Origin of the sequence: Azospirillum aestuarii (assembly GCF_016632405.1) — a bacterium.
GTDB classification, from domain to species: Bacteria; Pseudomonadota; Alphaproteobacteria; order Azospirillales; family Azospirillaceae; genus Azospirillum; species Azospirillum aestuarii.
The window spans coordinates 947,034-969,192 of the sequence record NZ_JAEPIV010000001.1; the positions used below are offsets into that span (position 1 = coordinate 947,034).

The window sequence follows — 22,159 nt, forward strand, 5'->3', positions numbered from 1 at the left end:
AGCGCGACGCGGCCTATTCGGCGCTTAGATACAGGTCGATTTCGGCCTGCTCCATGACGTGGGCGGTGCCGTGGATGATGCCGTTGGCGACCTGGATGATTCGGTGGATCATCGCGACGGAGGTCTGGCAGTCCATCCTCAGCTTGTCGCCCGCCCCATCCTGAATGTCGACGGACACGCGCTCCAGCGTGTGGCGGACCACCTGATGCGCCTGGGCGATGGTGTCCTCGAACGGCCGCTTGAACTTGGCGGGGACGTGACCGTACGCTTCGATGGCCAGATCCTTGTCCGAGAATCCGCTGTCGCGGAAATGCTCGGAATAGCTCTTGGGCTGCCAGATCAGGCATTCCTCCAGCATGTCGGGCATGTCCGGAATCATCTCGATCAGCATCACGATTTCATTGAAGTGATTGAGATAATCGGTCGCCAGCAAGGTCTTGTCGGAAATATTGGTGCCGACCACGCGCTGCCGCCAGGCATGAAAATCCGCCAGTTCGTCCGGCGCCATGCCGTCGGTCACCGACGGATCTGAGTCTGGCGGATCGGAATCGGGCGGATCGGAGTCTGCCGGGTCGAAATCTGGTTCGGTCATACGCGACTCTGGCATTCGCGGCCCTGGCATTCGCGGTTCGACAGGCACGGGTCTGGCGAGGCGGTGCCGGGCGGCTTCCAAGCCGTTCCGCCACCGGTGCGCGACGCCGGGGACAGTCAGTAATATCGCACTCATCCCGGCGCAAGCCCACCGGCGCGCTTTTTTTTGATGCCGTGCAAAAAAACGCCGCCGGCGCGTCCCCGCTGGGACAGGCGCTGCGGCGGCAGTGACTGGCGGTTCAGGGAGGAATCACACCATTGGCACTCCCAACAACCGGCCTTTGCCGATTGTTCCGTTTCCCTCGCATGTGCAACGACCGGACCGGGGTCAGGCCTCCCGAAAAGCCCCCGCGCCCGAGCGAACGGGGTATGGCGCCGCCCGATCGGCTCAGGGACTTAATCCGATCAAGCTATCCCGAATAACCCTTTCGTCTTCACTCCCGATACGGCGCGAACTGCGCCATATGAACTTAACTTTGTAAGCGATCGGACGGGAACATTCGGCAAAGTCCGGAAAACGCGGCAGGCAAGCCAGCGCCCCTCGGCGGTTCGCACTGGCTGGAGGTACGGGGAAAAAGTCATGGATCACAACACCCGCCACCTGATGGAACATCTGCCCTATCTGCGACGCTATGCGCGGGCCTTGACCGGCACATCGACGCAGGGGGATGCCCTGGTGACGCGCACGCTGGAATGGTACCTGGACGGGCCGGGCGGGTCGACGGCGGTGGACCTGTCGCGCGGCTCGCTCTACCGATACCTAAACCAATTGCAGGACAGCTCCGGCGCCCGCGCCGGCGCCCCCGGCTCCCATCCGGTCGAAGCCGCGCTGCACAGCCTGGACGAGATGGATCGCCGCCTCTACCTGCTCGTCAATCTGGAGGATCTGCCGGTCGCCGACGCGGCCATCGTGCTGGGGATTGCTCCGGAGGACGCCGTGGAGCGGCTGAATTTCGCCCGCGAGCGGGTGCGGACAAGGCTGACGGCGACGATCCTGATCGTCGAGGACGACGCCATCATCGCCTTCGATCTGGCGGAGACCGTGCGCGGCATGGGCCACACCGTCTGCGGCAACGCCGCCACCATGGACGAGGCGCTGACGCTGGCCTCCCGCCATGCGCCGACGCTGGCGCTGATGGACATCCGTCTGGCCGAGGGCGACAACGGAATCGAGGTGGCGCGGGAGCTTCGCCGCCAGCGCTTCCTGCCGGTGATCTTCGTCACCGCCTTCCCCAACGAGCTGGCCAAGCAGGGGCTGGAGCATCTGGGCCCGGTGATCCCCAAGCCCTTCACCCGCGAGCAGATCGAGCAGGCGATCACCCGCGCCGTCTTCACCCCCCACCCCGAGGAAGCCTCGCTCGCCATGAAACACTGAGGTTCCGCGGAGGGCTGGGGAAGCCCAGCCGTTACTTGAAGACCACGGTGCGTCCGCCGTTCAGCAGGACGCGGTGTTCGACGTGATAGCGGACCGCCCGAGCCAGCACGATGTTCTCGATGTCACGCCCGATGGCCACCAGGTCGTCGGGCGTCATCGTGTGATCGACGCGCTCCGCCTCCTGCTCGATGATCGGCCCCTCGTCGAGGTTCGAGGTGACGTAGTGGGCCGTGGCGCCGATCAGCTTCACGCCGCGGGCGTGCGCCTGATGGTACGGCTTTGCGCCCTTGAAGCTGGGCAGGAAGGAATGGTGGATGTTGATGACCCGCCCGGCCATCCGTTCGCACAGGGCCGGGGACAGCACCTGCATGTAGCGGGCGAGCACGACCAGATCGACCTTCTCCTGCTCCGCGATCTCCAGCAGACGGGCCTCCTGCTGGGCCTTGGTGTCGCTGGTCAGCGGGAGATGGTGGAAGGGAATGTTGTGCCACGCCGCGAGTTGGTAGAAGTCGCGGTGGTTGGACACGATGGCCGGGATCTCGATCGGCAGATAACCGGTGCGGTAGCGGTACAGCAGGTCGTTCAGGCAGTGCCCGAACTTCGACACCATGATCAGCACCCGCTGGCGCCGCCCGGCGTCGTGCAGCTTCCAGGTCATGCCGAAGCGCTCGGCCACCTGCTCGGCGAAGGCCGCCTGAAGTTCCGCCTGCGACGGCCCCGACGCGACGGCCGAGAAATGAATGCGCAGGAAGAACAGATTGGTCCCGCGGTCGCCGAACTGCGCGCTGTCGATGATGTTGCACGACCGCTCGGCCAGGAAGCCCGACACGGCATAGACGATGCCCACGGCATCGGGGCACGAGACGGTGAGGATGTATTCGGAACCGGTGCCGGACATGCGCGCCTACCATTGCGACCTGGACTCAAGGGCGAATTCCCTAGCACGATCGTCCGCGGGATGCATCGTGCAATGTGGGAATACCGGAACGCCCCTCCGGCAGCATTTGGTAAGGATTCCCATGCGACAATGCGCCGTTTCGGCATCGGGCCGACGGCGGAGGCGAGCCATGGGCATGGGTGGAAAGATCATCGGCGAATACGCCAAGGGCAAGGTTGACAAGCTGCTGACCCCGGAAGCGGCGGAAAGCACGTCGCGGCACCGGATCATGCACTTCCTGGAGAACATGGAAGCGGCGGTCCTGGAAGCGAATTGCGAGGTGATGGGGCGCGAGCTTCCCAACCTCAACCAGACCTCCTTCCTGCGCATGGCCGTCCGGGTGGCGGAGCTGCGGGCCGACTATCTGCGGGCCGGGTTGAAGGTGGCGGATCACCGCCATCCCGACGCCGCCGCCATCGAGGAGCTGGCCCGCGTCCGCCGCGCCTACGAGGAGATGCAGGCCGTCTTCGAAGCGGCGGAACGGGTGATCGAGCGGGGGTACGTGAAGCTGGGATGAGTGCCCCTTCCCCCAGCGTCACGACCGGGTCGAGTTCAGGGCTTCAGGCGTCCATGCCGGGATGGCGGTAGACCATCGGTCCCGGCCCGCCCTCCTCGCCGTTCTTCTCCGGAAGCTGCGGCTGCGGCAGGGCGTGGAATTTGGGCTTGTCGGGGTCCAGCGTGTTTTCGAAGGGCAGGGTCATCGCCATGCCGGACCGGTTCCTTTCCGCCTCGCGCATCGCCTGCTGGAGCTGTTCGGCCAACTTCTGGTCCCATGCCAGCTTGTAGTAGCGCGGCTCGGCCCCGCCCTCCAACTGGAGCCACAGGTAGATCCCCTGCCCCTCCTTGATCTGGGCGCCCAGAATGGTGGCCTGGGCGGTGGCGCTCTGCGCCCATTCCATGCGGACCGGCTTCGGCTTGCTCAGCAGGTCGGCCATGCCGGCGTAGGCGACCGGCATGAAGCCGATGGAGACGGCGACCGCCGACACCTTCACCCACAGCCGGCGCGGCGCCCAGATGGCGATGGTGGCGAGCGTGGCGGCCAGCGCGACCGCGGCGACCTGGAAGTCGAGCAGTTGGGTCATGATTTCCTTCCGCTGCGCAGGGGCTTGTAAAGGCTGTGCACGCTGTCGCCGACCAGCTCGCCGGACTCCGTCAGCTTGAAGCGGAAGACGGTCAGCTCCTGCCCCTCCCGGTCCAGCTGGACGGTGGTGGCGAGGAGCTGGCGCGCGTTGTCGCCGTCCGGCCGCTTGGCGCTGACCACCACGGTGACCGGGACCGGGAAGACCGTCGCCTTGTTGCGGTAGAGATGCAGGTTCACCGCGTATTCGCCGGGCGGGATGCCGCGGCTGTAGCTGGTCTCGTAATTCAGTTTCGTCGGGTCGGCGTTGCGGCCGAGATCGTCGCGCAGCAGGTTGAAGATCACGCCGGACTTGTTGGAATAGCCGACCGGCACGTCGCCCGGCGCCTCCACCCACAGGTCCACGTCGGCGTCCAGCTCGTCGGGCCAGCGCGCCTCGACCATCACGTTGCCGGGCGCCGCGACGCCGGCCGTGTCGGCCTGCTTGGCCTCGGGCCGGATGTGGGGAAGCAGCAGGATGACCACCGCCACGAAGCCGCAGAGCGCCAGCGTGATGACGTCGCGGAAGACGGTGCCGGCGTCGTCGTCCTCGAACTGGTCAAGGGCCTGCATGGCGTTCCCCCACGGCGACGATCTCGGTGATCAGGTTCACCGTGGCGCCCGAAAGCAGGCCGATGTTGATGTTCAGCCAGATGTTCAGGACGCCGCCGACCAGCGTGGTGTAGAGCGCGACCGCCATGCCCTCGATCAGCTTCGACACCATCGGGCCGATGGCGGCGACGTCGCCGGCCTTCTCCGGGTCGACGCCCGACAGGGCCATGATGAAGCCGATGACCGTGCCGATCAGACCGAGGATCACCAGGGTCGAGGAGATCTGCCGCACCGTGCCGATGCGCGCCGACAGCTTGAACTTCAGGGACGACGCGGCGATCGACCGCGCCCCGGAATCCCGCCCGCGAACCTCCGCCAGATAACGTGCGGCGCGCGACGGGACGGAGGGGTCGAATTCCTTGGCGTGGTTCAATTCGCGGCTGGTGCGCAGAATGCGTTGCGCCGACAGGGCCAGTCCGGCCAGGAAGACCAAAAGGATCAACAGGCACAGATGCGTGCTGTCGGTGGCGACGATGGGGTCGATCAGCCCCTCCGCCCAGGCGGCGGCGAGAAGGGCGAAGCCCGCGGCGTTGACGACCGCGAAGCGCAGAAGCAGCAGGTAGCGTTGCGACACCAGCGAGAGGCCGGCGGTCAATTCGCCGCCGCGTCGGCGGCGCACGGTGGGCACGAGGGAGTGAACGGGGACGTTCTGGGCGTCTTCGGCCAAGGCGTCCGAAACAGCGTCCGTCATCGGGCAGCCCTCCATCCAGGGAGCAGGGAGCGTTCGGACTGGCACCCCGCAACCGGCGTGCCAGCGGTTCGTCGTCGGTCTCACCCGGTCCCGCAGCCTGCCGCCCCGGCCCGTTCATGTGCTTGGCCGGATGGGATGAATCGCCCCTGTGACAAACAGGCTACCCCGGAAGTCTGCCAAGCGCGTCCGGCGCGCCCATTGCTTTGGATCAACCGGTTCCGCGATTTCGGGCACGCCCGTGATTAATTTTCAGTCATAGTTTAGGACGCGACTCAATCACTGCTCATTGAATAAGCAGAATTATGCTGCGATGCAGCATTTCAATGCTGCGCCGCTACAATGCTCGACAGAGCGCATGCGAATACAGAAAACCCCTTTCCCGCCGGTGCAGGAAAGGGGTCGGTGGACGAAATTGTTCGTATTCGTGCGATCAGACGTCGCTGTAATGTTCCAGTTCGCGACGCAGGTCGGTAACCTCGCGCTGCAAAGCAACCACCCGGCCGACGTCGGGAGCCGTGCGGCGCTCTTCCTTTTCGAGTTCGTCTTCGACCTCGCGCTGCTCCTGCCGGATGATGTTGAACAAGGCTTTCCTCAACATCGCCACCTCCCGAGCTTATTTCTAAAATTTTAGCGCTTTCGGCCATCATCATCAAGGAATTCTTGGAAAGAGTCGAATCTTCGTAGGGTGGCGACGCCCTTCATGACGGCTTGGCCGCGACAATTGGCGGAGCTAACCCACCCGGCCTTGACAACCCTTTTGCGCGTCCCCATTGGTTAACGCTCACACCTTGGGCTCAACCTCAGGCCTGTTAGGGCCGGACGCCGCCTTTCCGATCGCGCTCAGGACTTTTGGTTTCGGCGGCCCCAACTCCTTGCGGAATCAGGGGCGAATGGAACGCAGACGTCTTCTCCAACTGGCGCTGACCGTCCCCCTCGCCGGGGCCGGCGCCTTGCTGCTCCCGCACGCCGCGGGCGCCCAGACCAAGCCCCGCCCGGCGGCGCGGCAGCGCATGGTTGTGCTCGACCCCGGCCACGGCGGCATCGATCCCGGCGCCATCGGCGTCCGCGGCACCCAGGAAAAAGAGATCACCCTGCACATCGCGCAGGAGGTGGGGCGCCTTCTGTCCCGGCAGCACCGGCTGGGGGTGACGCTGACCCGCGACGGCGACCGCTTCCTGTCGCTGGGCGAGCGGGTGGATGCGGCGCGCGAAGCGCGGGCCGACCTGTTCGTGTCCATCCACGCCGACAGCGCGCCCAACCGCGAGGCCCGCGGCCTGTCCGCCTACACCCTGTCCGAGAAAAGCTCCGACTCCTTCGCGGCAGCCCTGGCGCACAAGGAAAACGCCGTCGACCGGCTGGGCGGCGTCGACGTGAAGGATGCCAAGAAGGCCGTGAAGGAAATCCTGCTGGACCTGACGGCGCGCCACACCCGGCACGCGGCGCTGGTGGCCCGGCACGCGATCGTGAAGGGGGCGGGCAAGGACATTCCGCTGCTGGACAACCCGATGCGCTCGGCCAACTTCGCGGTGCTCAAGGCGCCGGACGTCCCGTCCGTTCTGCTGGAAACCGGCTTCCTGTCGAATCCGAAGGACGAGGCGATCCTGCGCGACCCCAAGGCGCGGCAGAAGATCGCCCGCGTTCTCGCGCGCGAAATCGCCGGTCTGGTGACGCGCGCGCCCTTCGCCTAGCCCGGATTCCTTCGCGCTCGCAGCGAGTGAAACATTCGTGCATCACCCTGGGACAAAACCACGATGAAGCCTGACACTCCCAAGATTCCCCATTGCCAACGCACCTGCGGCATGACTTTTTCCGCCCGCCCGTTCTTTCGGCGGGCCGGGGATCGGAGGCAGAGCGTGTCGGGGTTTGGCCGCCTTTGGGCGCTGGTCGGGATGGCCGCTGTCGCGGGTCTTGCGTCTGGCTGCGCGCCCGTCGTGCTGGGCGCCGCCGGGGGCACCGCCGTCGTCGCGGCCAGCGAGCATCGCGGCCTGTCCGGCTTCGCCTCGGACACCGAGATCAAGGCCCGCATCAACCACCTGTGGTTTCAGCATTCGCTGGAGATGCACAGCCGCATCGGCCTGACGGTCGATCAGGGCCGCGTGCTGCTGACCGGCCGCGCCACCGACGCCCAGATGCGCCTCGACGCCGTGCGCCTGTGCTGGCAGGTCGAGGGCGTCAAGGAAGTCATCAACGAGATCCAGGTGGACACGGACTCGGGCATCATGGACAGCGCCCGCGACACCTGGATCACCACGCAGCTGCGCACGAAGCTCACCTTCGATTCGCAGATTCACAGCCAGAATTTCAGCATCGATACCGTCAACGGCGTCGTCTATCTCATGGGTCTGGCCACCCACCAGGGCGAGCTCGACCGCGTGATCGAGCACGCCCGCACGCTGCCGAACGTCCAGCGTGTCGTCAATTACGCCCGCGTCCTCTAGCGCACCAGGGTTTCCGCACCGCCATGGCCATCCTGCCCGCCCTCGCCCGCCGTCTTGCCGCCTCCGCCGCCATGAGCCTGCTCGTGGCGCTGGCGGCGTTCACCGTGGCGGCGGGAGGGGCCGGCGCTCCGGCGATGGCGCAGCAGCCGCAGCCCGACCAGGGGCCGGCCAACCGCCTGTTCGTCCAGGCGATGCAGATGATCCGGCAGGCGGACAACACCTACGACATCGCCGAGGAAAGCCGATTCCTGAAGGAGGCCGACCGGCTGCTGAACGAGATCGTCGTCAAGTATCCGGACAGCGCGCTGGCCGTCCAGCTCGTCACCAACCAGTTCGTCGGCGACTTCGACTTCTTCGAGTTCCGCTCGCGCATCCGCTCGCTGGTCTGCAACGAGCCGATGACCTCGCTGTGCTTCCTGCACCGCGTGGCGGAAATGCTGCCCCCGGTGGAGACGCCGATCACCGCCGCGCGCTGGGATTGGCTGTCGCTGGCCGTCGCCTACAACACAATCGGCGACACCGCGCGGTCGAAGGAGATCATCGCGCCCTTCGTCAGCGCGGTGCGGCGCGGTGCCGCGTCCGACGGGGCCGGCCAGGATCTGTTCGTCGCCCGCGCGCTCGCCCTGATGGGGCAGAGCCAGCTGGCGCTCGACATCACCCGGCAGATCCCGGAATGCTCGACCCGCATCTACAACCTCGCCGACATCGCCAAGGCGGCGGCGTGGCGCGGCGACATGGCGCTGGCCGGCCAACTCGCCGAGGAGGCCAAGGCCTACGCCACCGCCCGCAACTGCAGCTGGGAGCTGGGTCTGGTCGCCCAGACTCTGCTGCGCGCCGGCAAGGAGGGGGCGGCCCGCACCCTGTTCCTGAACACGGTGGAGACGCAGTTCTCCAAATTCCGCGAGACCAAGACCGACTGCTGCCCGCCGGAGCTGGCCGTCGCCGCGGCGGAGCTGGGCGACACCAATCTGGCTCTCGGCCTGCTGCGCACCGTGCAGGACGAGAATCCTTGGACGATCCCGGCGGTGCTGGGCCGCATCGCCCGCCGCTCCGACGCCTCGGTGGCGCTGTCCTACGCCGAGCAGGTGCAGGACCTCGACATCCGCGGCGAGGCCCTGGCCGAGTTGATCGAGGCGGCGCTGAAGCGCGGCGACCCGACCAGCGCCAACGAGCTGATGAAGCGGCTGACCCGACTGGTGGACGAATCCGCCGGCCGCCGTCCCGGCCTGCTCGCCCAGAAGGCCAAGGCGGAGAAGGTGATGTACGGCGACGACCGCTGGCGCAAGAGCTTCCAGGGCTCGCTCAACGCCGCGGACCGGGCGAGCAACTTCGTCCGCCGCGACATCGGCGCCCCGCTGCTCGCCGCCCTGGTGCGGATCGAGACCGGCCTGCCGATGCTCGACTGAGGCTGGCTAAAGCGGATTTCAATCCGCTTTGGACCGCGACTGCGGTCCCGGCCGCAAGTGCGGCCGAAGCCCGGCCGGCAAATGAGGCCGTATGAATCTAAAGCGAATGAAAATTCGCTTTAGCGGCCTCGTCAGGGCCGCGCCGCCAGCACCACCAGCCCGGCCACCGGCGCACCGCTCTCATGGCGCAGGATATCCGGGCAGAGGCGCGAAACGGACAACCCCGCGGCGCTCAGGCCGTCCCGCACATGGCCCTCCGTATGGGCGTAGCGGCCGTGCGGGCTGACCCGCCAGGGCGCCCCGCCCTCCTCCAGCCGCTCCACCGTGAAGGCCAGCCGCCCACCGGGACGCAGCGCCACGGCGGCCTGCGCCAGCACCCCGTCCAGCGCGCCGAAGTAGCACAGCACGTCGGCGGCCACGATCAGGTCGAAGGCCGCTGGGCGGGTCGACAGGAAGGCACCGAGTTCCGCCTCCTCCAGCGCGTCGTAAAGGCCACGGGCGGCGGCGCGCTCCAGCATGCCCGGCGACAGGTCCACCCCGACCAGCCGCCGGGCCGGGCCGCGCAGGAAAGGGCCGCACAGGCCGGTGCCGCAACCGGCGTCCAGAACGTCCAGCGACCCGTCCACCACGATCCCCGCCCCGGCCAGCGCCTCCGCGAGCAGCGTCGGCGCGCGGTAGCCCAGCTCGCCGAGCAGCTTGTCGTCGAACTCCCCGGCGAACAGGTCGAACACTTGCCGGACATAGGCGTCGGACGCCCGTTCTTCGGAGTCCAGCCCGGCGATCGCGGCGCCGATGTGCCGGGCCACCGGATGGTCGGGATGGTCGCGCAGCCAGAGCCGGGCGAAGCATGCCGCCTCCTCGTGCCGCCCCTCCTCGTGAAGCAGGTAGAGGGCGCCGGACAGGTTGTCGTGCGCCTCGTCCCACGCGGGCCGCAGGGCCAGGGCGCGGCGGTAGGCGGTGGCGGACTCGGTCAGCCGGTCGCCGTCGCGCAACAGGTTGGCGAGGTTGTTGAACGCCTCGGCATAGGCCGGTTCCTCGACCAGCGCCCGGCGGAAATGCCGCTCGGCCGGCACCGCGTCGCCCGCCGCCTTCAGGGCCGAAGCCAGATTGTAATGGACCAGCGGATGGTCGAGGCCGCAGGCCAGCGCCTCGCGATAGGCCGCCACCGCCTCCTCCGCGCGGTCCAGGGCGCGCAGGACGTTGCCCAGGTTGTTGTGCGCCTCCGCGAAGCGCGGGTTCAGCGCCAGCGTGCGGCGGTAGGCCGCTTCCGCCTCCACGGCCAGCCCGTCCGAGGCCAGGGCGTTGGCCTCCGCATAGAGGCGCATCGCCTGAGCGGCCAATCCGCCGAGCCTCCCCACGCCACGGGCCAGCAGGCCCGGACGCGGCGACGGGGAACGGGGCGGATCGCTCGGTTCGGACACGGAACGGCTCCTGAATGGGGCATGGGCTAACAGCATCTTTACCGGGAACCGGTGAACATGGCACTCCCTTCCGGCAACAGACCGGTGGAAGGCCCTGAGACACGGGTCCGGATCGGGCAGACGGAAAAGGCGAACCCCATGAACCAGCCCCCCGACCAGGCTTCGCCGACGACACCGGACGACGTCGCCGCCCGGCTCGGCCGTGCCGTCGCCTACCATCGGGCGGGCCGGCTGGCCGATGCGGAACGCGACTACCGCACCGTCCTGGCCGCCGACCCGCGCCACCCTGACGCGCTGCATCTGCTGGGCGTTCTGGCGCTCCAGGCCGGGCATCCCGGCCCTGCCGTGGAGCTGATCGAGGAAGCCATCCGGCAGGCCGGCGGCGTCGCCGACTACCACGACAATCTGGGAAGCGCGCTCGCCGCGCTGGACCGCCACGCCGAGGCGGCGGACGCGCACCGCATGGCCGCCGCGCTGACTCCCCTGTCGGCCCAGCCGCGCCACAATCTGGGCAACGCCTTCCAGGCGCAGGCGCTGCCGGGATTGGCGGCGCTGGCCTTCACCACGGCGGTGGAGCTTGAACCGGGCTACGCCAAGGCTTGGTACAACCTCGGCAACGCGCTGCGCGCCCAGAACCGCCTTGCCGACGCCTTGCGCGCCTTCGCCCGCGCCGCGGTGCTGGCCCCTGCGATGGTCGAGGCCCACACCAACCTCAGCGATGCCTTGAGCGCCGCCGGGCGGCTGGACGAGGCGCTGGCCCAGGCCCGCGCCGCGCTGCGGCTGCGGCCCGACGACCCGAAGGCCCACCACAATCTCGGCACCGCCCTGCAACGCAAGGGCGCCTATGAGGGTGCGGAGATCGCCTACCGTGAGGCGCTGAAGCGCGCACCCGACAACCCGGTGACGCTGAACGATCTGGGCAGCGTTCTTCTGAAGCTGGGACGCCCCGCCCAGGCCGAGCGGTGCTTCCGCAAGGTGCTCAGCCGGAACCCCCACGCCGTCGAGGCCATCCACAACCTCGGCAACGCGCTTCGGGCGCAGGGGCAGTTCGCGAAGGCGGAAGCCTGTTACGAGGAGGCGCTGGCCCACGACCCGAACCTCGCCAGCGCCAGCGACAACCTCGCCGTCATCGCCCTTCTGCACGGACGGCTGGAGCGCGGCTGGGAGGGCTACGAACGGCGCTTCGCCGCCGGCCGGGTTCTGCCCGACCGGCGGATCGACGCGCCGCGGTGGCGCGGCGAGGGGCTGCGCCGGCGCCGACTGCTGATCTGGCGGGAACAGGGGATCGGGGACGAGATCCTGTTCGCCTCCTGCTATGGCGATGTGATCGCCTGGGGCGGCGGGCCGGTGACCATAGAAACCGACCCGCGGCTGGTCGGCCTGTTCGCCCGGTCCTTCCCACGCGCGACGGTGCGGGCGGAAACGCTGGATGCCGAAGGGCGGGAAACCATGGTTCCCCCCGACGTCGACCTTCAGATTCCGGCGGCCAGCCTGCCCGGACTGCTGCGGGGAACGCTCGCCTCCTTCGACCAGTTCACGCCCTGGCTGAAGCCCGATCCGGCCCGCACCGCCCTGTGGCGGGACCGGTTGGATGCCCTTGGGCCGGGCCTGAAGGTCGGCATCGCGTGGCGCAGCCAGCTTGCGACGCCCGAGCACAAGGGCGCCTACACCACCTTGGACCAGTGGGCGCCCCTGTTCGCGCTGCCGGGAATGGTGTTCGTCACCCTGCAATACGGCGACTGCGCGGCGGAGATCGCGGCGGCGGAGAAACGCTTCGGTGTGACCATCCACCGCTGGGACGATCTGGATCTGAGGGACGATTTCGAAGCCGCGGCGGCCCTGACCGCCAATCTGGACCTCGTCATCACCCCGGCGATGGCGGCGGGTGAGTTGGCCGGGGCCTTGGGCGTGCCGGTGTGGCGCTTCGGGCACCGCGACTGGACGCAGCTCGGCACCGCCGTCCGCCCCTGGTTCCCGACGATGCGTCTGTTCCAGCCACGTGCAGGCGAAACCTTCGACGAGGTGCTGGCGGGCATGGCGCGCGGCCTTGCCGCGATGCGGCCCGCTCCGCCCCCTGTTCCCGACCGCGTGGCCGCTCCCCCCTCGGCCCCGACGTCGCCGCCGCCCGCCGATCCGGAAGCCTTGTTGAACCACGCCATCGCCCTGCACCGGGCAGGGCGGCTGGACGACGCCATGGCGGCCTACCGCGCGGTCCTCGATCTGGCGCCACGGCACGGCGACGCGCTCCATCTTCTCGGCCTGACCCGGCATCAGGCGGGCCATCACGCGGAGGCGGAGCGCAACATCGCGGCGGCGCTCCGGATCGATCCGGATTTCCCCACCGCCTGGAACCATCTGGGCCTCGTCCAGCAGGCCCTGAACCGCCCGGACCACGCCCTCGCCTGCTTCCGCCGGGCGATCGCGCTGCGCCCGGACTTCCCCGAGGCGATGACCCACATGGGGCTGAGCATGAACGGGCCGGACCGGCTGGCCGAGGCCAAGCGCTGGCACCGCCGGTCCATCCATCTCGCCCCGGCCAACCCGGCGGCCCACACCAACCTGGGCTACGCCTGCGAAGTGGAAGGACGCTTCGACGACGCCGCGGCCCATTACCGGCGCGCCCTGACCCTGCGGCCGGACTCCGCCGACACCCTGAACAACCTGGGCACCCTCGCCAAGATGGCGGATCGTCCGGCCCTCTGCCGGCACTTCCTCGACCGCGCCCTGCGGGTGGCTCCCGGGCTGGCGCTCGCCGCCTGGAACGTCGGGCTGATGGCCCTGGCGGACGGCGACCTCGTCACCGGCTGGGCCGGTTACGGTCGCCGTTTCTCCGCCCGCCAGCTTCAGCGGGCGCGCCGCATCGCGCTGCCCGTCTGGAACGGCGAGCCCCTGCACGGGCGCCGTCTGCTGGTCTGGCCGGAGCAGGGGCTGGGCGACGAGATCCTCTTCGCCTCCGTCTTCGGCGACCTCAAGGAGAGCGGCGGGTCCGTGGTCCTGGAGTGCGATGCGCGCCTGGTGTCCCTCTACGCCCGCGCCTTTCCCTGGGCAACCGTGCGGGCGGAATCCGTCACCGCCGACGGGCGGGAGCGGTTCGACCCGCCGGATTGCGACCTGCAGATCGCCGCCGGCTCCCTGCCCGCCCTGCGGCGGGACCGGCTGGAGCGCTTTCCGGCCCGCCCGTCCTTCCTGACTCCGGACCTGGAACGGGCCGCCCTCTGGCGGGAGCGGGTGGACGCGCTCGGCCCCGGCCTGAAGGTGGGCATCAGTTGGCGCAGCCAGATCGTCACGGCGCACCGCGAAGGCGCCTACACCCGCATCACGGATTGGCTGCCGCTGCTGGAGGTGCCCGGCCTCCGCATCGTCAACCTGCAATACGGCGACTGCGCCGTCGAATTGGCCTCCATCGAGCCGGACGGCGTGCAGCGCGTCCACCGCTGGGACGATCTGGACCTGAAGAACGATCTGGAGGGCGTGGCGGCCCTGATGGCGGCGCTCGACCTCGTCATCCTGCCCGCCACCGCCGCCGGTGAGTTGGCGGGCGCCCTGGGGGTGCCGGTCTGGCGGCTGGGCAGCCGTGACTGGACCTGGATGGGCAGCGGGGTGCGGCCCTGGTTCCCCACCCAAAGGCTGATCGCCCCACACCCAGGCGAGACCTCTGCCGACCTGCTCCGCCGAATTGCCCGGATGCTGACCCGGATGATGACGAACCCCAACCCCGACGAGGTATGACGACGCAAGGAAACTCCGCCTTTTGGTCTAATCCCGCAACGAACGGCAAAAGGCAGGCCTATGCGGCGAATCGTCCTACCCCCCATCGTAAGGGGCGGTCACCCCCCGTCTTTGGAGTACTAGGACAAAAGTTTGGGGTTGTTTGGCAGCACGGATGGGTGAACACTATGGTTTCCGGCCTGCCGGACTTGGCAGGAGCCGGTTCGATCTGACGGAGAGCAGCCCATGCACACTGATGCTCGCCTATCTTCCTTGCAGGAAAAGCACCTGCGTCTCGACCGCGCCATCCTCGACGAGGAGAAGCGTTCGTGGCCTGACGATAGCGCCATCAAGCGGATGAAGCTTGAGAAGCTCCACCTCAAGGAAGAAATTGATCGCTTGGCCAGAACCAGTCACAGGGTGAATTAACACCCTTCCGGATCGATCCGATTCGAAAAGTCGGGAGCGGCGGACGGTTCGCTCCCGGCTTTCTTTATGTTTTCTTTCCGACGACTGGCGCCGCCTTGGGACGGAGCCCGGCCAGACGGCGCGCGATTGTCGGCAAGGCGCCGGACGCCGGCTGTCCCGGCGGCGCGGGGATCAAAGCCATGGTCGGGAACCAGGGCCGCGCCCCGGTGCCGAGCGCCGTCCAATCGCCCGGTGGCCCGAACCGCCAGACCGGCATGCCCAGCGCCCCCGCCAATTCCCCCACCGAACTCGCCGGCGTGACGACAAGGTCGAGCGCCGTCATCAGGGCCGCCACGCCATCCAGGTCGTCCTTCAGGTCCAGATCGTCCCAGCGGTGGATGGTCACGCCGAACCGACGCTCCGCCTCGGCGATCTCGGCGGCGCAGTCACCGTATTGCAGGGTGACGACAACCACCCCCGGCAGCGCGAACACCGGCCCCCACATGTCCAGCGGTGCGTAGGCTCCGCGACGCTCCGCCGTCATCAGCCCGCTGCGCCACGCAATGCCGACCTTCAGGCCGGGGCCGAGCGCGTCCACCCTCTCCCGCCAACGGGCGGCCCGCTTCGGGTCGGCGGTCAGAAAGGATGGGCGTTGCGGAAAGTGGTCGAGGCGGGTCCGCAACCAGCGTGGCAACGATCCCATGGCGACGTGGCGGTCGATGCCGGCGCAGGGCGCCTCCGGGTCCGCCGGGGCCGGACGCCACTCCGCGCGGGGGAAGGACCGCGCGAACAGCGGCACCAGCCGTCGGTCGCACTCCACCACCACGGCGGCGGCCCGCGCGATCAGCTCGTCCAGGCAACCGGCGAACAGGATCTCGTCACCGATCCCCTGTTCCGCCCAGACCAGAAAGCGAAGGCCGGAGGGGTCCTCCCCCTCCCAGGCGGGAACCGGGACGACCCGGGCGGCACCGGACAGCTCACGGGCGCGGAAGCGGGCGTCGTAGCCGGCCCAGCCCGTCTCCAGCCGGCCGCGGGCCAGATCCAGCAGCCCGAGGTTGAAGGCGGCCGCCGGATGCCCCGGCTCAACCGCCAGGGCACGGCGGCACCAGCGCTCCGCCGCGACGGCTTCGCCCCGGTCCCGCAGCAATCGGCCCAGGTTGCCCAACGCATCCTCTTGCGCCGGCGCCAGGGCCAGCGCGCGGACCAGCGCCCGCCGCGCGTCGTCCAGCCGCCCCACCCGGCGCAGCGCCACCCCCAGATTGAGCCAGCCAACCTCGCGGTCCGGGGCCAGGCGCAGGGCGTGGCGATGGCGCCCCTCGGCCGCCTTCAACGCGCCGAGCCGGGTCAGCACGGCGCCCCAATTGTCATGCGCCTCCGCCAGCACCGGGTCGGCCAAGGTTGCCCGGCGGTGAGCCTCGGCGGCGGCGGTCAGCTCGTGCGCCGCCTCCAGCGCGTTGCCGAGATTGGTCAGAGTGGCCGCGGCGGCGGGCTGCAGGGCGAGCGCCAAACGGAACCGACGCACGGCCTCCGGCGCACGGCCAAGCGCCAGCAGCACGGTTCCCAGGCTCGATTGGGCCGCACCGTAAGTGGGCAGCGCGTCCAGGGCACGGGTGATGCGCGCCGCACCCGCATCGGAATCGCCGCTTTGGTGCGCCAGCAATCCCGACAGGTGAAGAGCGACCGGGTGGTCGGCCCGCGCCGTCAGCACGCGCTCGTACAGCGGAGCCGCCTCGGCCAGCCGACCGTCCCGGTGATGGGCGGCGGCGGTGTCCAGCAGCGCGTCCGGATCACATGCAACATCGCCGGGCGGCGGTTCGTCGTCCCCGGGCATGAGCCGGCGCAGCGTGGCCGCCATCCGGCCCATGACGGCGTCCAGCCCTTCGCCGGGGCGTGGTTGGAAGAGTCGCATCGACGGGAACCAGGGACGGACGCCGGTGCCGAGCTGCGTCCAGTCGCGATGCCCAAAGCGCCACACCGGCACGCCGAGGGCGCCGGCCAGTTCGCCGGAGGAGACTGCGGGCGTGAGGACGAGATCCAGATTGGCCGTCAGGGCCGCCGCGCCCTCGAAGTCGTCCTTGAGATTGAGATCGTCCCAGCGGTGGATGGTCACGCCGAAGCGAGCCTCCGCCGCCGCGATCTCCGCCGCGCAATCCCCGTACTGCAGATTGACGAAGACCACGCCCGGCACGGCGAACAGCGGCGCCAAGGCGTCGAGCGTGACGTAGGCGGCCCGCCGCTCCCCATCCATGATCTGGCTGCGCCACGCGATGCCGACCCTCAGTCCCGGCCCCAGAACGGCCAGCCGGTCCCGCCAGTGGTCCACACGTCCGGGATCGGGCACCAGCCAGGGCCGGGCCGGGAACCGCTTCCTATCGGACCGCAGAAACCGCGGTAGCGACGCGGCGGCGACCTGCACGTCCACGTCACGCGGCTCCACGGTCGGCGGGCGGACCGTCGCTCCGGGGAGGGAGCGTGCGAAGAGCGACACCAGACGGCGGTCGCATTCGACCACCAGATGCCCGGCGCGGCGCAGCAGATCGGGATAGCAGGAGGCGAAGAGAATCTCGTCGCCCACCCCCTGCTCCCGCCAGACCAGCAGGCGGGCGGAGGCGACGTTCTCGCCACGCCAGGGCCGCGCGGCGAAGCGCCGCTTCTGGTCGCCGAACTGGGGGGTGTCGAAGCGCCAGTCATGCTCCGCCCATCCGGGGCGAAGCTCCCCCTGCTCCAGAAGCAGGAGCGACAGGTTGTAATGAGCGGTCGGCAGTGCCGGATCGATCCGGATGGCCTGACGGTAGGCGGCGATGGCCTCGGCCGGTCGCTGCCGCCGCGCCCAATGCATGGCGAGATTCGCCTGAGCCTCCGCCATCTCCGGCGCTCGGTCGACCGCCCGGCCGTGGCAGGCGAACGCCTCCTCGACACGACCCAGCCGGTCGAGCGCGCTGCCCCGGTGGCTCCAGGCGACGGCGGCGTCGGGTGCGGTCACGGTGGCGCGACGCAACAGCCGCTCCGCCTCCGCTGGCTGGTCGGTCCTCAGGTGGAGCGCGCCGAGGCTCACCAGCGCATCCACCTCCGACGGCGTCAGGGCAAGCGCCCGCCGATGGCTCCGCTCCGCCCCCGCCCGGTCCCCGCGCTCGGCGAGCAGGTGCCCCAGATGGGTGTGCGCTACGCCGAGCACCGGGTGAAGTCGCAGGGCGCGCCGCGCGTAGGCTTCCGCATCCTCGGCGTCGCCACGCCCCCGCAGGAGGGCGGTGCGGTTGAGCCAATGCTCCGCCGCGTCCGGACGGAGAAGCACGGCGTTGCGCTGCACCGCCAGAGCGGCATCGTGCCGACCAGTCGCCTTGCAGGCATCGGCCAGCGCGGCATGGGCGGCGGCGTTGTCGGGATCGGCCTTCACCGCGAGGGCCAGCACCACCACCGCGTCGCCGGCATCGCCTTGGCGAAGCCGCAGAATTCCCAGGAGATGGAGGGCTACGGGATGCTCCGGCAGGGCGTCCAGCGCCGTCCGGCAATGCTCCTCCGCCTCCTTCAGCGCCCCGGCGCGGTAGTGGGCGATGGCCTTGGCCACCACCGGGGCGACATCCACGGGTGCGGCGGTTGGACGGCTGGTGATGCCCTCGACCGGCCGCGCCAGAGCGCGCAGGGTCAGGGCGATGCGCGCCATGACGGCTGCCAGAGTCTCGCCGGGGCGGGGCTGGAACAGGCGCATCGTCGGGTACCAGGGGCGGACGCCGGTGCCGAGCTGCGTCCAGTCGCGGGCGCCGATGCGCCAAGCCGGCACGCCCAGGGCTCCCGCCAGTTCGCCGGTGGACACGGCGGGCGCGATGACCAGATCGAGCGAAGCGGTCAGGGCCGCCGCACCCTCGAAATCATCCTTGAGATTCAGATCGTCCCAGCGGTGGATGGTCACGCCGAAGCGCGCCTCCGCCGCCGCGATCTCCGCCGCGCAGTCGCCGTATTGAAGATTGACGAGCACCACTCCGGGAATCGCGAACAGAGGCGCGAACGCTTCCAGAGTGATGTAGGCGGCCTTTCGTTCGGTCGTCATCAATTGGCTGCGCCAGGCGATGCCGATCCTCAGCCCCGGCCCCAGGGCGGCCAGCCGCTCCCGCCAGACGGCGAGGCGTTCCGGGTCGGGCACCAGCCAGGGACGGGGCGGGAAGCTCGCCAGATCCGGACGCAGGAGGCGCGGGAGAGCGCCCGCGGCGATGTGGGCGTCGCAGTCCGGAGGGACCAGGGTCTCCGTTCCGTCGGCAGCCGCGGTTTCCCCCCGGACGGTGGCCCAGGGGAAGGAGCGGCTGAACAGGCTGACCAGCCGACGGTCGCACTCCAGGATGACCTGACCGATCCGGTTCGCCGCCACGCGATCCGCCAGGGCGGGGTAGCAGGAGGCGAACATCAGTTCGTCCCCCACCCCCTGCTCGCGCCAGACCAGAAGCCGGCGGACGGCCGCTCCGTCATCCCGCCAGAGCGGCGCCGCGATGGTGCGCTCCGGATGCTCCTTGGCCTTGAACCGGTCCTGATAGGCATCCCAGCCCTCCGGCAGATTGCCGCTCGCGAGGCTGACCAGGGCGAAGTTCAGCCGTGCCGCCGCCAGGGTCGGGTCGATGCGCAGGGCGCGGCGCAGGGTTCGCTCCGCTTCCACAACGCGCGTTGACTGCCATTGCAGCATGCCGAGGTTGGCATAGGCTTCCGCATGCCCCGCGTCGATGGACAGAGCGCGCCGATGCGCGGCTTCCGCCTCCTCGTTCCGTCCCAGCACATTCAGGGCAAGACCCAGGGTGGTCAGCGCGATGGCGCTCCGCGGTGCCAGACGAACCGCGCGCCGGTGCAGGCGCAGCGCACCCGGCCAGTCGTCCCAATCCTTGAGGACGTTGCCGAGGTTGGTGTAGCTGTCGGGATAGTCCGGTTGGACGATCAGCGCCCGCCGGTACAGCGCGGCAGCGGCCTCCGCCCGGCGCGCGGCCCGGCGGGAATTGCCGAGATTGTTCAGCGCCTTGCCATAGTCCGGCTGAATGATCAGCGCTCGCTGGAAGACGCCGGCGGCCTCATCCGGCCGCTCAACGCCGTCAAGACCGGTGCCCAGATTGTTGAAGGCCACCGCATCGGTGGGCCGCAACGCGATGCACGCTCGCAGCGCCATCACCGCGGCGGCGTGGTCTCCCAGGTCGAGCAGCGCCACGCCAAGATTGTTCCACGCCCCTGCCAGCAGCGGGTCCTGCGACAGCGCTTCACGATAGCGGGCCGCCGCCTCCGCCAGACGGTCGCCCCCCTGAAGCGCGCTGCCCAAATGGAAGAGCAGTCGCGCGTCCCGGCCCGTGCCCGTGCCCGTGCCGGCATCCACCGCCGGAGCCAGAACCGCCACCGCCTCGGCGAAGTCGCCGCGCTCGTTCAGAAGCGTTCCCAGGCCCCGCGCCACCTCGCGGTCCGTCGGATCATCGGACAGGGCGCGGCGCAGGCACAGTTCCGCGTCGGAATGGTTCAGGACGCGCAGCACGAGCGCCAGGCTGCGCCAGCCCTCGGCATGGTCCGGCTGCGCCTGGACCACTTGGTAGAAAGCCAGGGCGGCCTCGTCCAGACGACCACGGCGGCGGAGGAGCACCGCCACATCGAAGCGGGTCGCGGTGCGCCCGGGATCGGCGCGCAGCGCCGCCTCATAAGCGGCGATGGCATCGTCGATCCGCTCCTGCGCCTGCAGAAGGAGGCCGAGATTGCCGAGCGCCTCCGCATAGCCGTCCTGAAGCGCGATGGCGCGACGATAGGCGCGGGCCGCATCGTCCGGACGGCTCCGGTCGGCCAGGACGTTGCCCAGGCTGTTGTAGGCGGCGGCGAAGGACGGATCGATCGCCAGGGTTGCCCGGAAGCACGCCGAGGCTTGCGCGGCCTGACCGGCCTGATAGTCGGCGATGCCGGACAGGTGCCGGGCATCGGTATGGGATGGGTCGGCGGACAGGATGCGGCTGTAGAGTGCCCGTGCCTCGTCCAGATTCCCCGCGCGATGCTGTGCGATGGCGTCGGTCAGAACATCGTCCGCCGACCGGCCGTCCCAACCCTGCAGGCCCGCTTCGATCACGGCGCCGGATCGACCGCCGGGCTGTCCGCCGCACCGTCGGCGGCGTTGGGTGACGCCTCGGACCCGCCCTTGAACATCTTCCGGCAGATTTTCAGGGCGCGGTAGTGGTTGCGCGCTTCGACCAGCCGTTCGATCTCTTCAAGGTCGTCGCGGCAATCCGGCCGGGCTTCGCGCGTCTCGGCCAGAATGGAAGCAAAGCGCTGCAGGTTGAGCACCGCGTCTTCCGGGAAGATATAAATAAGCTGGATGACGAAGTAGAGCTTCTTTTCGATGCAATCGATCTGCTCTTCCTTCAACACCTCACGCCCACGAAGGAAGTTGGCGGTGTTGTAAAGGAAAAAGGAGCCGGGACGATCACCGGCCCCGATGACCGCACCGTTGATGATGACCTTTTCATTGGGGCGGAGAACGAACTTCAGAGGCATGAAACGGACCCGGTCCTTGTCTCGGCGGCGCGCGGAAGCGGAAGGCGATTGCCGGAAAGCGCCGCACCAAATGAAACGGGCGGCGGCTTGCGCCGCCGCCCGCCGGGCGTGATCCTACCCGAAGTCTCAGGCTTAGAACAGACGCAGGATCGACTGCTGCGACTGGTTGGCCAGCGAGAGGGCGATGGTGCCGAGCTGCTGACGGGTCTGCAGCATCAGCAGGTTCGCGCCTTCCTCGTTCTGGTCGGCCAGCGTCAGCTTGCTCGCGCCTTCCGTCAGCACGTCGCTGAACTCCTTGGTGAAGTTCTCACGGGTCGTGATGACGTTCAGGTTGGTCGATAGCGTCTGCGAAGACGACCGCAGGTTCTGCTTCGCGTAGTCGATGCTGGCGACCGCCTTGTCGATGTCGGCGCGGTCGGTCCAGTCGTTCTGCGCGTAGTCCAGACGCAGGCCCTGGCCGCTGGTGGTCAGGTTCTGGGCCTTCACCGTGATCGCGTTGGTGTTGCGCTCGTTGAGCTGCACCGTCAGGTCGTTCGAGGTGTTGGCGTCGGTCACCTGCACCGAGACCAGGTTGGCCGCGGAGTTGGCCGCCGCCGCCTGCTTGATGGTCTTCTGATCGACGTTGAAGCGCACCGTGCCGGTGTCGAACGCGTAGGCGTTCTCACCGTCCGACAGCTTGCCCTCGCCGCGCTTGGACATGCCGTCGCGGGTCACCGTGGCGCCGCTCAGGTTGCTGACCGAGATCTGGATGTCGACCTTCTTCTCGATCGACGAGACGCCGTTGCCGCCGTTGGCGGCCTGCTCCAGCAGCTTGCGGTCGACCGTGAAGGACACGATGGTGCCCGACGCGAAGCTCTCGGAGATGCGCTTGGTCAGGGCGTTCTCGGCGGTCGCCTTGACCGTCATCTCGCGGGCGGCGTTGGTCGTCGTCGCGCCGGACAGCGTGATCGTGCCCGACGA

At 69.1% G+C, this 22,159-nt stretch carries 17 protein-coding genes; 7 read left to right on the forward strand and 10 right to left on the reverse strand.

Annotation, left to right across the window (positions count from 1 at the left end; genetic code table 11):
• Nucleotides 1–13: 13 nt before the first annotated feature.
• Nucleotides 14–673 (reverse strand): hypothetical protein, encoded by a 660-nt coding sequence (locus JJL56_RS04360; RefSeq protein WP_345772543.1) that lies wholly within the window; start codon nucleotides 671–673, stop codon nucleotides 14–16.
• Nucleotides 674–1,171: 498 nt separating this feature from the next.
• Here JJL56_RS04360 and JJL56_RS04365 point away from each other — a divergent pair, with 498 nt between their 5' ends.
• A complete protein-coding gene (locus JJL56_RS04365; protein WP_145623420.1) occupies nucleotides 1,172–1,966 on the forward strand; it encodes a response regulator in 795 nt (264 codons plus the stop codon).
• A gap of 31 nt (nucleotides 1,967–1,997) precedes the next feature.
• Here the strand turns inward: JJL56_RS04365 and purU are convergent, their stop codons facing one another.
• Entirely contained in the window at nucleotides 1,998–2,864 is an 867-nt protein-coding gene (purU, locus tag JJL56_RS04370) for a formyltetrahydrofolate deformylase (RefSeq protein WP_200484276.1), read from the reverse strand.
• 169 nt (nucleotides 2,865–3,033) lie between these two features.
• On the opposite strand from purU, the gene JJL56_RS04375 reads away from it, so the two are divergent.
• On the forward strand, nucleotides 3,034–3,420 hold the full coding sequence (locus JJL56_RS04375; protein WP_145623418.1) for a hypothetical protein: 387 nt from the start codon (nucleotides 3,034–3,036) through the stop codon (nucleotides 3,418–3,420).
• 43 nt (nucleotides 3,421–3,463) lie between these two features.
• Here the strand turns inward: JJL56_RS04375 and JJL56_RS04380 are convergent, their stop codons facing one another.
• The 4 genes from JJL56_RS04380 to JJL56_RS04395 all read right to left on the reverse strand — a co-directional run bounded on the left by JJL56_RS04380 (nucleotide 3,464) and on the right by JJL56_RS04395 (nucleotide 5,906).
• Nucleotides 3,464–3,985, reverse strand: a complete 522-nt coding sequence (locus JJL56_RS04380) for a hypothetical protein (protein ID WP_145623417.1) — start codon at nucleotides 3,983–3,985, stop codon at nucleotides 3,464–3,466.
• Nucleotides 3,982–4,593: a hypothetical protein gene (locus JJL56_RS04385; protein ID WP_145623416.1), complete on the reverse strand. Its 612-nt coding sequence runs from the start codon at nucleotides 4,591–4,593 to the stop codon at nucleotides 3,982–3,984. Before JJL56_RS04385 ends, JJL56_RS04380 begins: the two co-directional genes overlap by 4 nt.
• Entirely contained in the window at nucleotides 4,580–5,323 is a 744-nt protein-coding gene (locus tag JJL56_RS32905) for a MotA/TolQ/ExbB proton channel family protein (protein ID WP_247890921.1), read from the reverse strand. The genes JJL56_RS04385 and JJL56_RS32905 overlap by 14 nt, the downstream gene beginning before the upstream one ends.
• 430 nt (nucleotides 5,324–5,753) lie before the next feature.
• A complete protein-coding gene (locus tag JJL56_RS04395; protein WP_200484346.1) occupies nucleotides 5,754–5,906 on the reverse strand; it encodes a hypothetical protein in 153 nt (50 codons plus the stop codon).
• A 307-nt stretch (nucleotides 5,907–6,213) separates the two neighbouring features.
• Between JJL56_RS04395 and JJL56_RS04400 the strand changes: the two genes are divergently transcribed.
• From JJL56_RS04400 to JJL56_RS04410, 3 genes are all read left to right on the forward strand, one after another.
• Nucleotides 6,214–7,011: an N-acetylmuramoyl-L-alanine amidase family protein gene (locus JJL56_RS04400; RefSeq protein WP_145623415.1), complete on the forward strand. Its 798-nt coding sequence runs from the start codon at nucleotides 6,214–6,216 to the stop codon at nucleotides 7,009–7,011.
• 165 nt (nucleotides 7,012–7,176) lie between these two features.
• Nucleotides 7,177–7,761: a BON domain-containing protein gene (locus JJL56_RS04405; RefSeq protein WP_035679005.1), complete on the forward strand. Its 585-nt coding sequence runs from the start codon at nucleotides 7,177–7,179 to the stop codon at nucleotides 7,759–7,761.
• Nucleotides 7,762–7,784: 23 nt separating this feature from the next.
• The gene (locus JJL56_RS04410) at nucleotides 7,785–9,167 is read left to right on the forward strand and encodes a hypothetical protein (protein WP_145623414.1); all 1,383 of its coding nucleotides are present in this window, start codon (nucleotides 7,785–7,787) and stop codon (nucleotides 9,165–9,167) included.
• 131 nt (nucleotides 9,168–9,298) lie between these two features.
• On the opposite strand, the gene JJL56_RS04415 is transcribed toward JJL56_RS04410, so the two are convergent.
• Nucleotides 9,299–10,588 (reverse strand): methyltransferase, encoded by a 1,290-nt coding sequence (locus tag JJL56_RS04415; protein WP_200484277.1) that lies wholly within the window; start codon nucleotides 10,586–10,588, stop codon nucleotides 9,299–9,301.
• 138 nt (nucleotides 10,589–10,726) lie between these two features.
• Here JJL56_RS04415 and JJL56_RS04420 point away from each other — a divergent pair, with 138 nt between their 5' ends.
• Together JJL56_RS04420 and JJL56_RS04425 are read left to right on the forward strand one after the other, a co-directional pair.
• Complete coding sequence (locus JJL56_RS04420; RefSeq protein ID WP_200484278.1) at nucleotides 10,727–14,317, forward strand: tetratricopeptide repeat protein; 3,591 nt, start codon at nucleotides 10,727–10,729, stop codon at nucleotides 14,315–14,317.
• A gap of 225 nt (nucleotides 14,318–14,542) precedes the next feature.
• On the forward strand, nucleotides 14,543–14,725 hold the full coding sequence (locus tag JJL56_RS04425; protein WP_040134215.1) for a YdcH family protein: 183 nt from the start codon (nucleotides 14,543–14,545) through the stop codon (nucleotides 14,723–14,725).
• A gap of 64 nt (nucleotides 14,726–14,789) precedes the next feature.
• On the opposite strand, the gene JJL56_RS04430 is transcribed toward JJL56_RS04425, so the two are convergent.
• The 3 genes from JJL56_RS04430 to JJL56_RS32910 all read right to left on the reverse strand — a co-directional run.
• Nucleotides 14,790–20,774 (reverse strand): tetratricopeptide repeat protein, encoded by a 5,985-nt coding sequence (locus JJL56_RS04430; RefSeq protein WP_345772544.1) that lies wholly within the window; start codon nucleotides 20,772–20,774, stop codon nucleotides 14,790–14,792.
• A complete protein-coding gene (locus tag JJL56_RS04440) occupies nucleotides 20,771–21,199 on the reverse strand; it encodes a flagellar biosynthesis repressor FlbT (protein ID WP_145623411.1) in 429 nt (142 codons plus the stop codon). Before JJL56_RS04440 ends, JJL56_RS04430 begins: the two co-directional genes overlap by 4 nt.
• 132 nt (nucleotides 21,200–21,331) lie before the next feature.
• Nucleotides 21,332–22,159, reverse strand: an 828-nt coding sequence (locus tag JJL56_RS32910; RefSeq protein WP_282188912.1) for a flagellin, incomplete at its 5' end; no start/stop codon positions are given.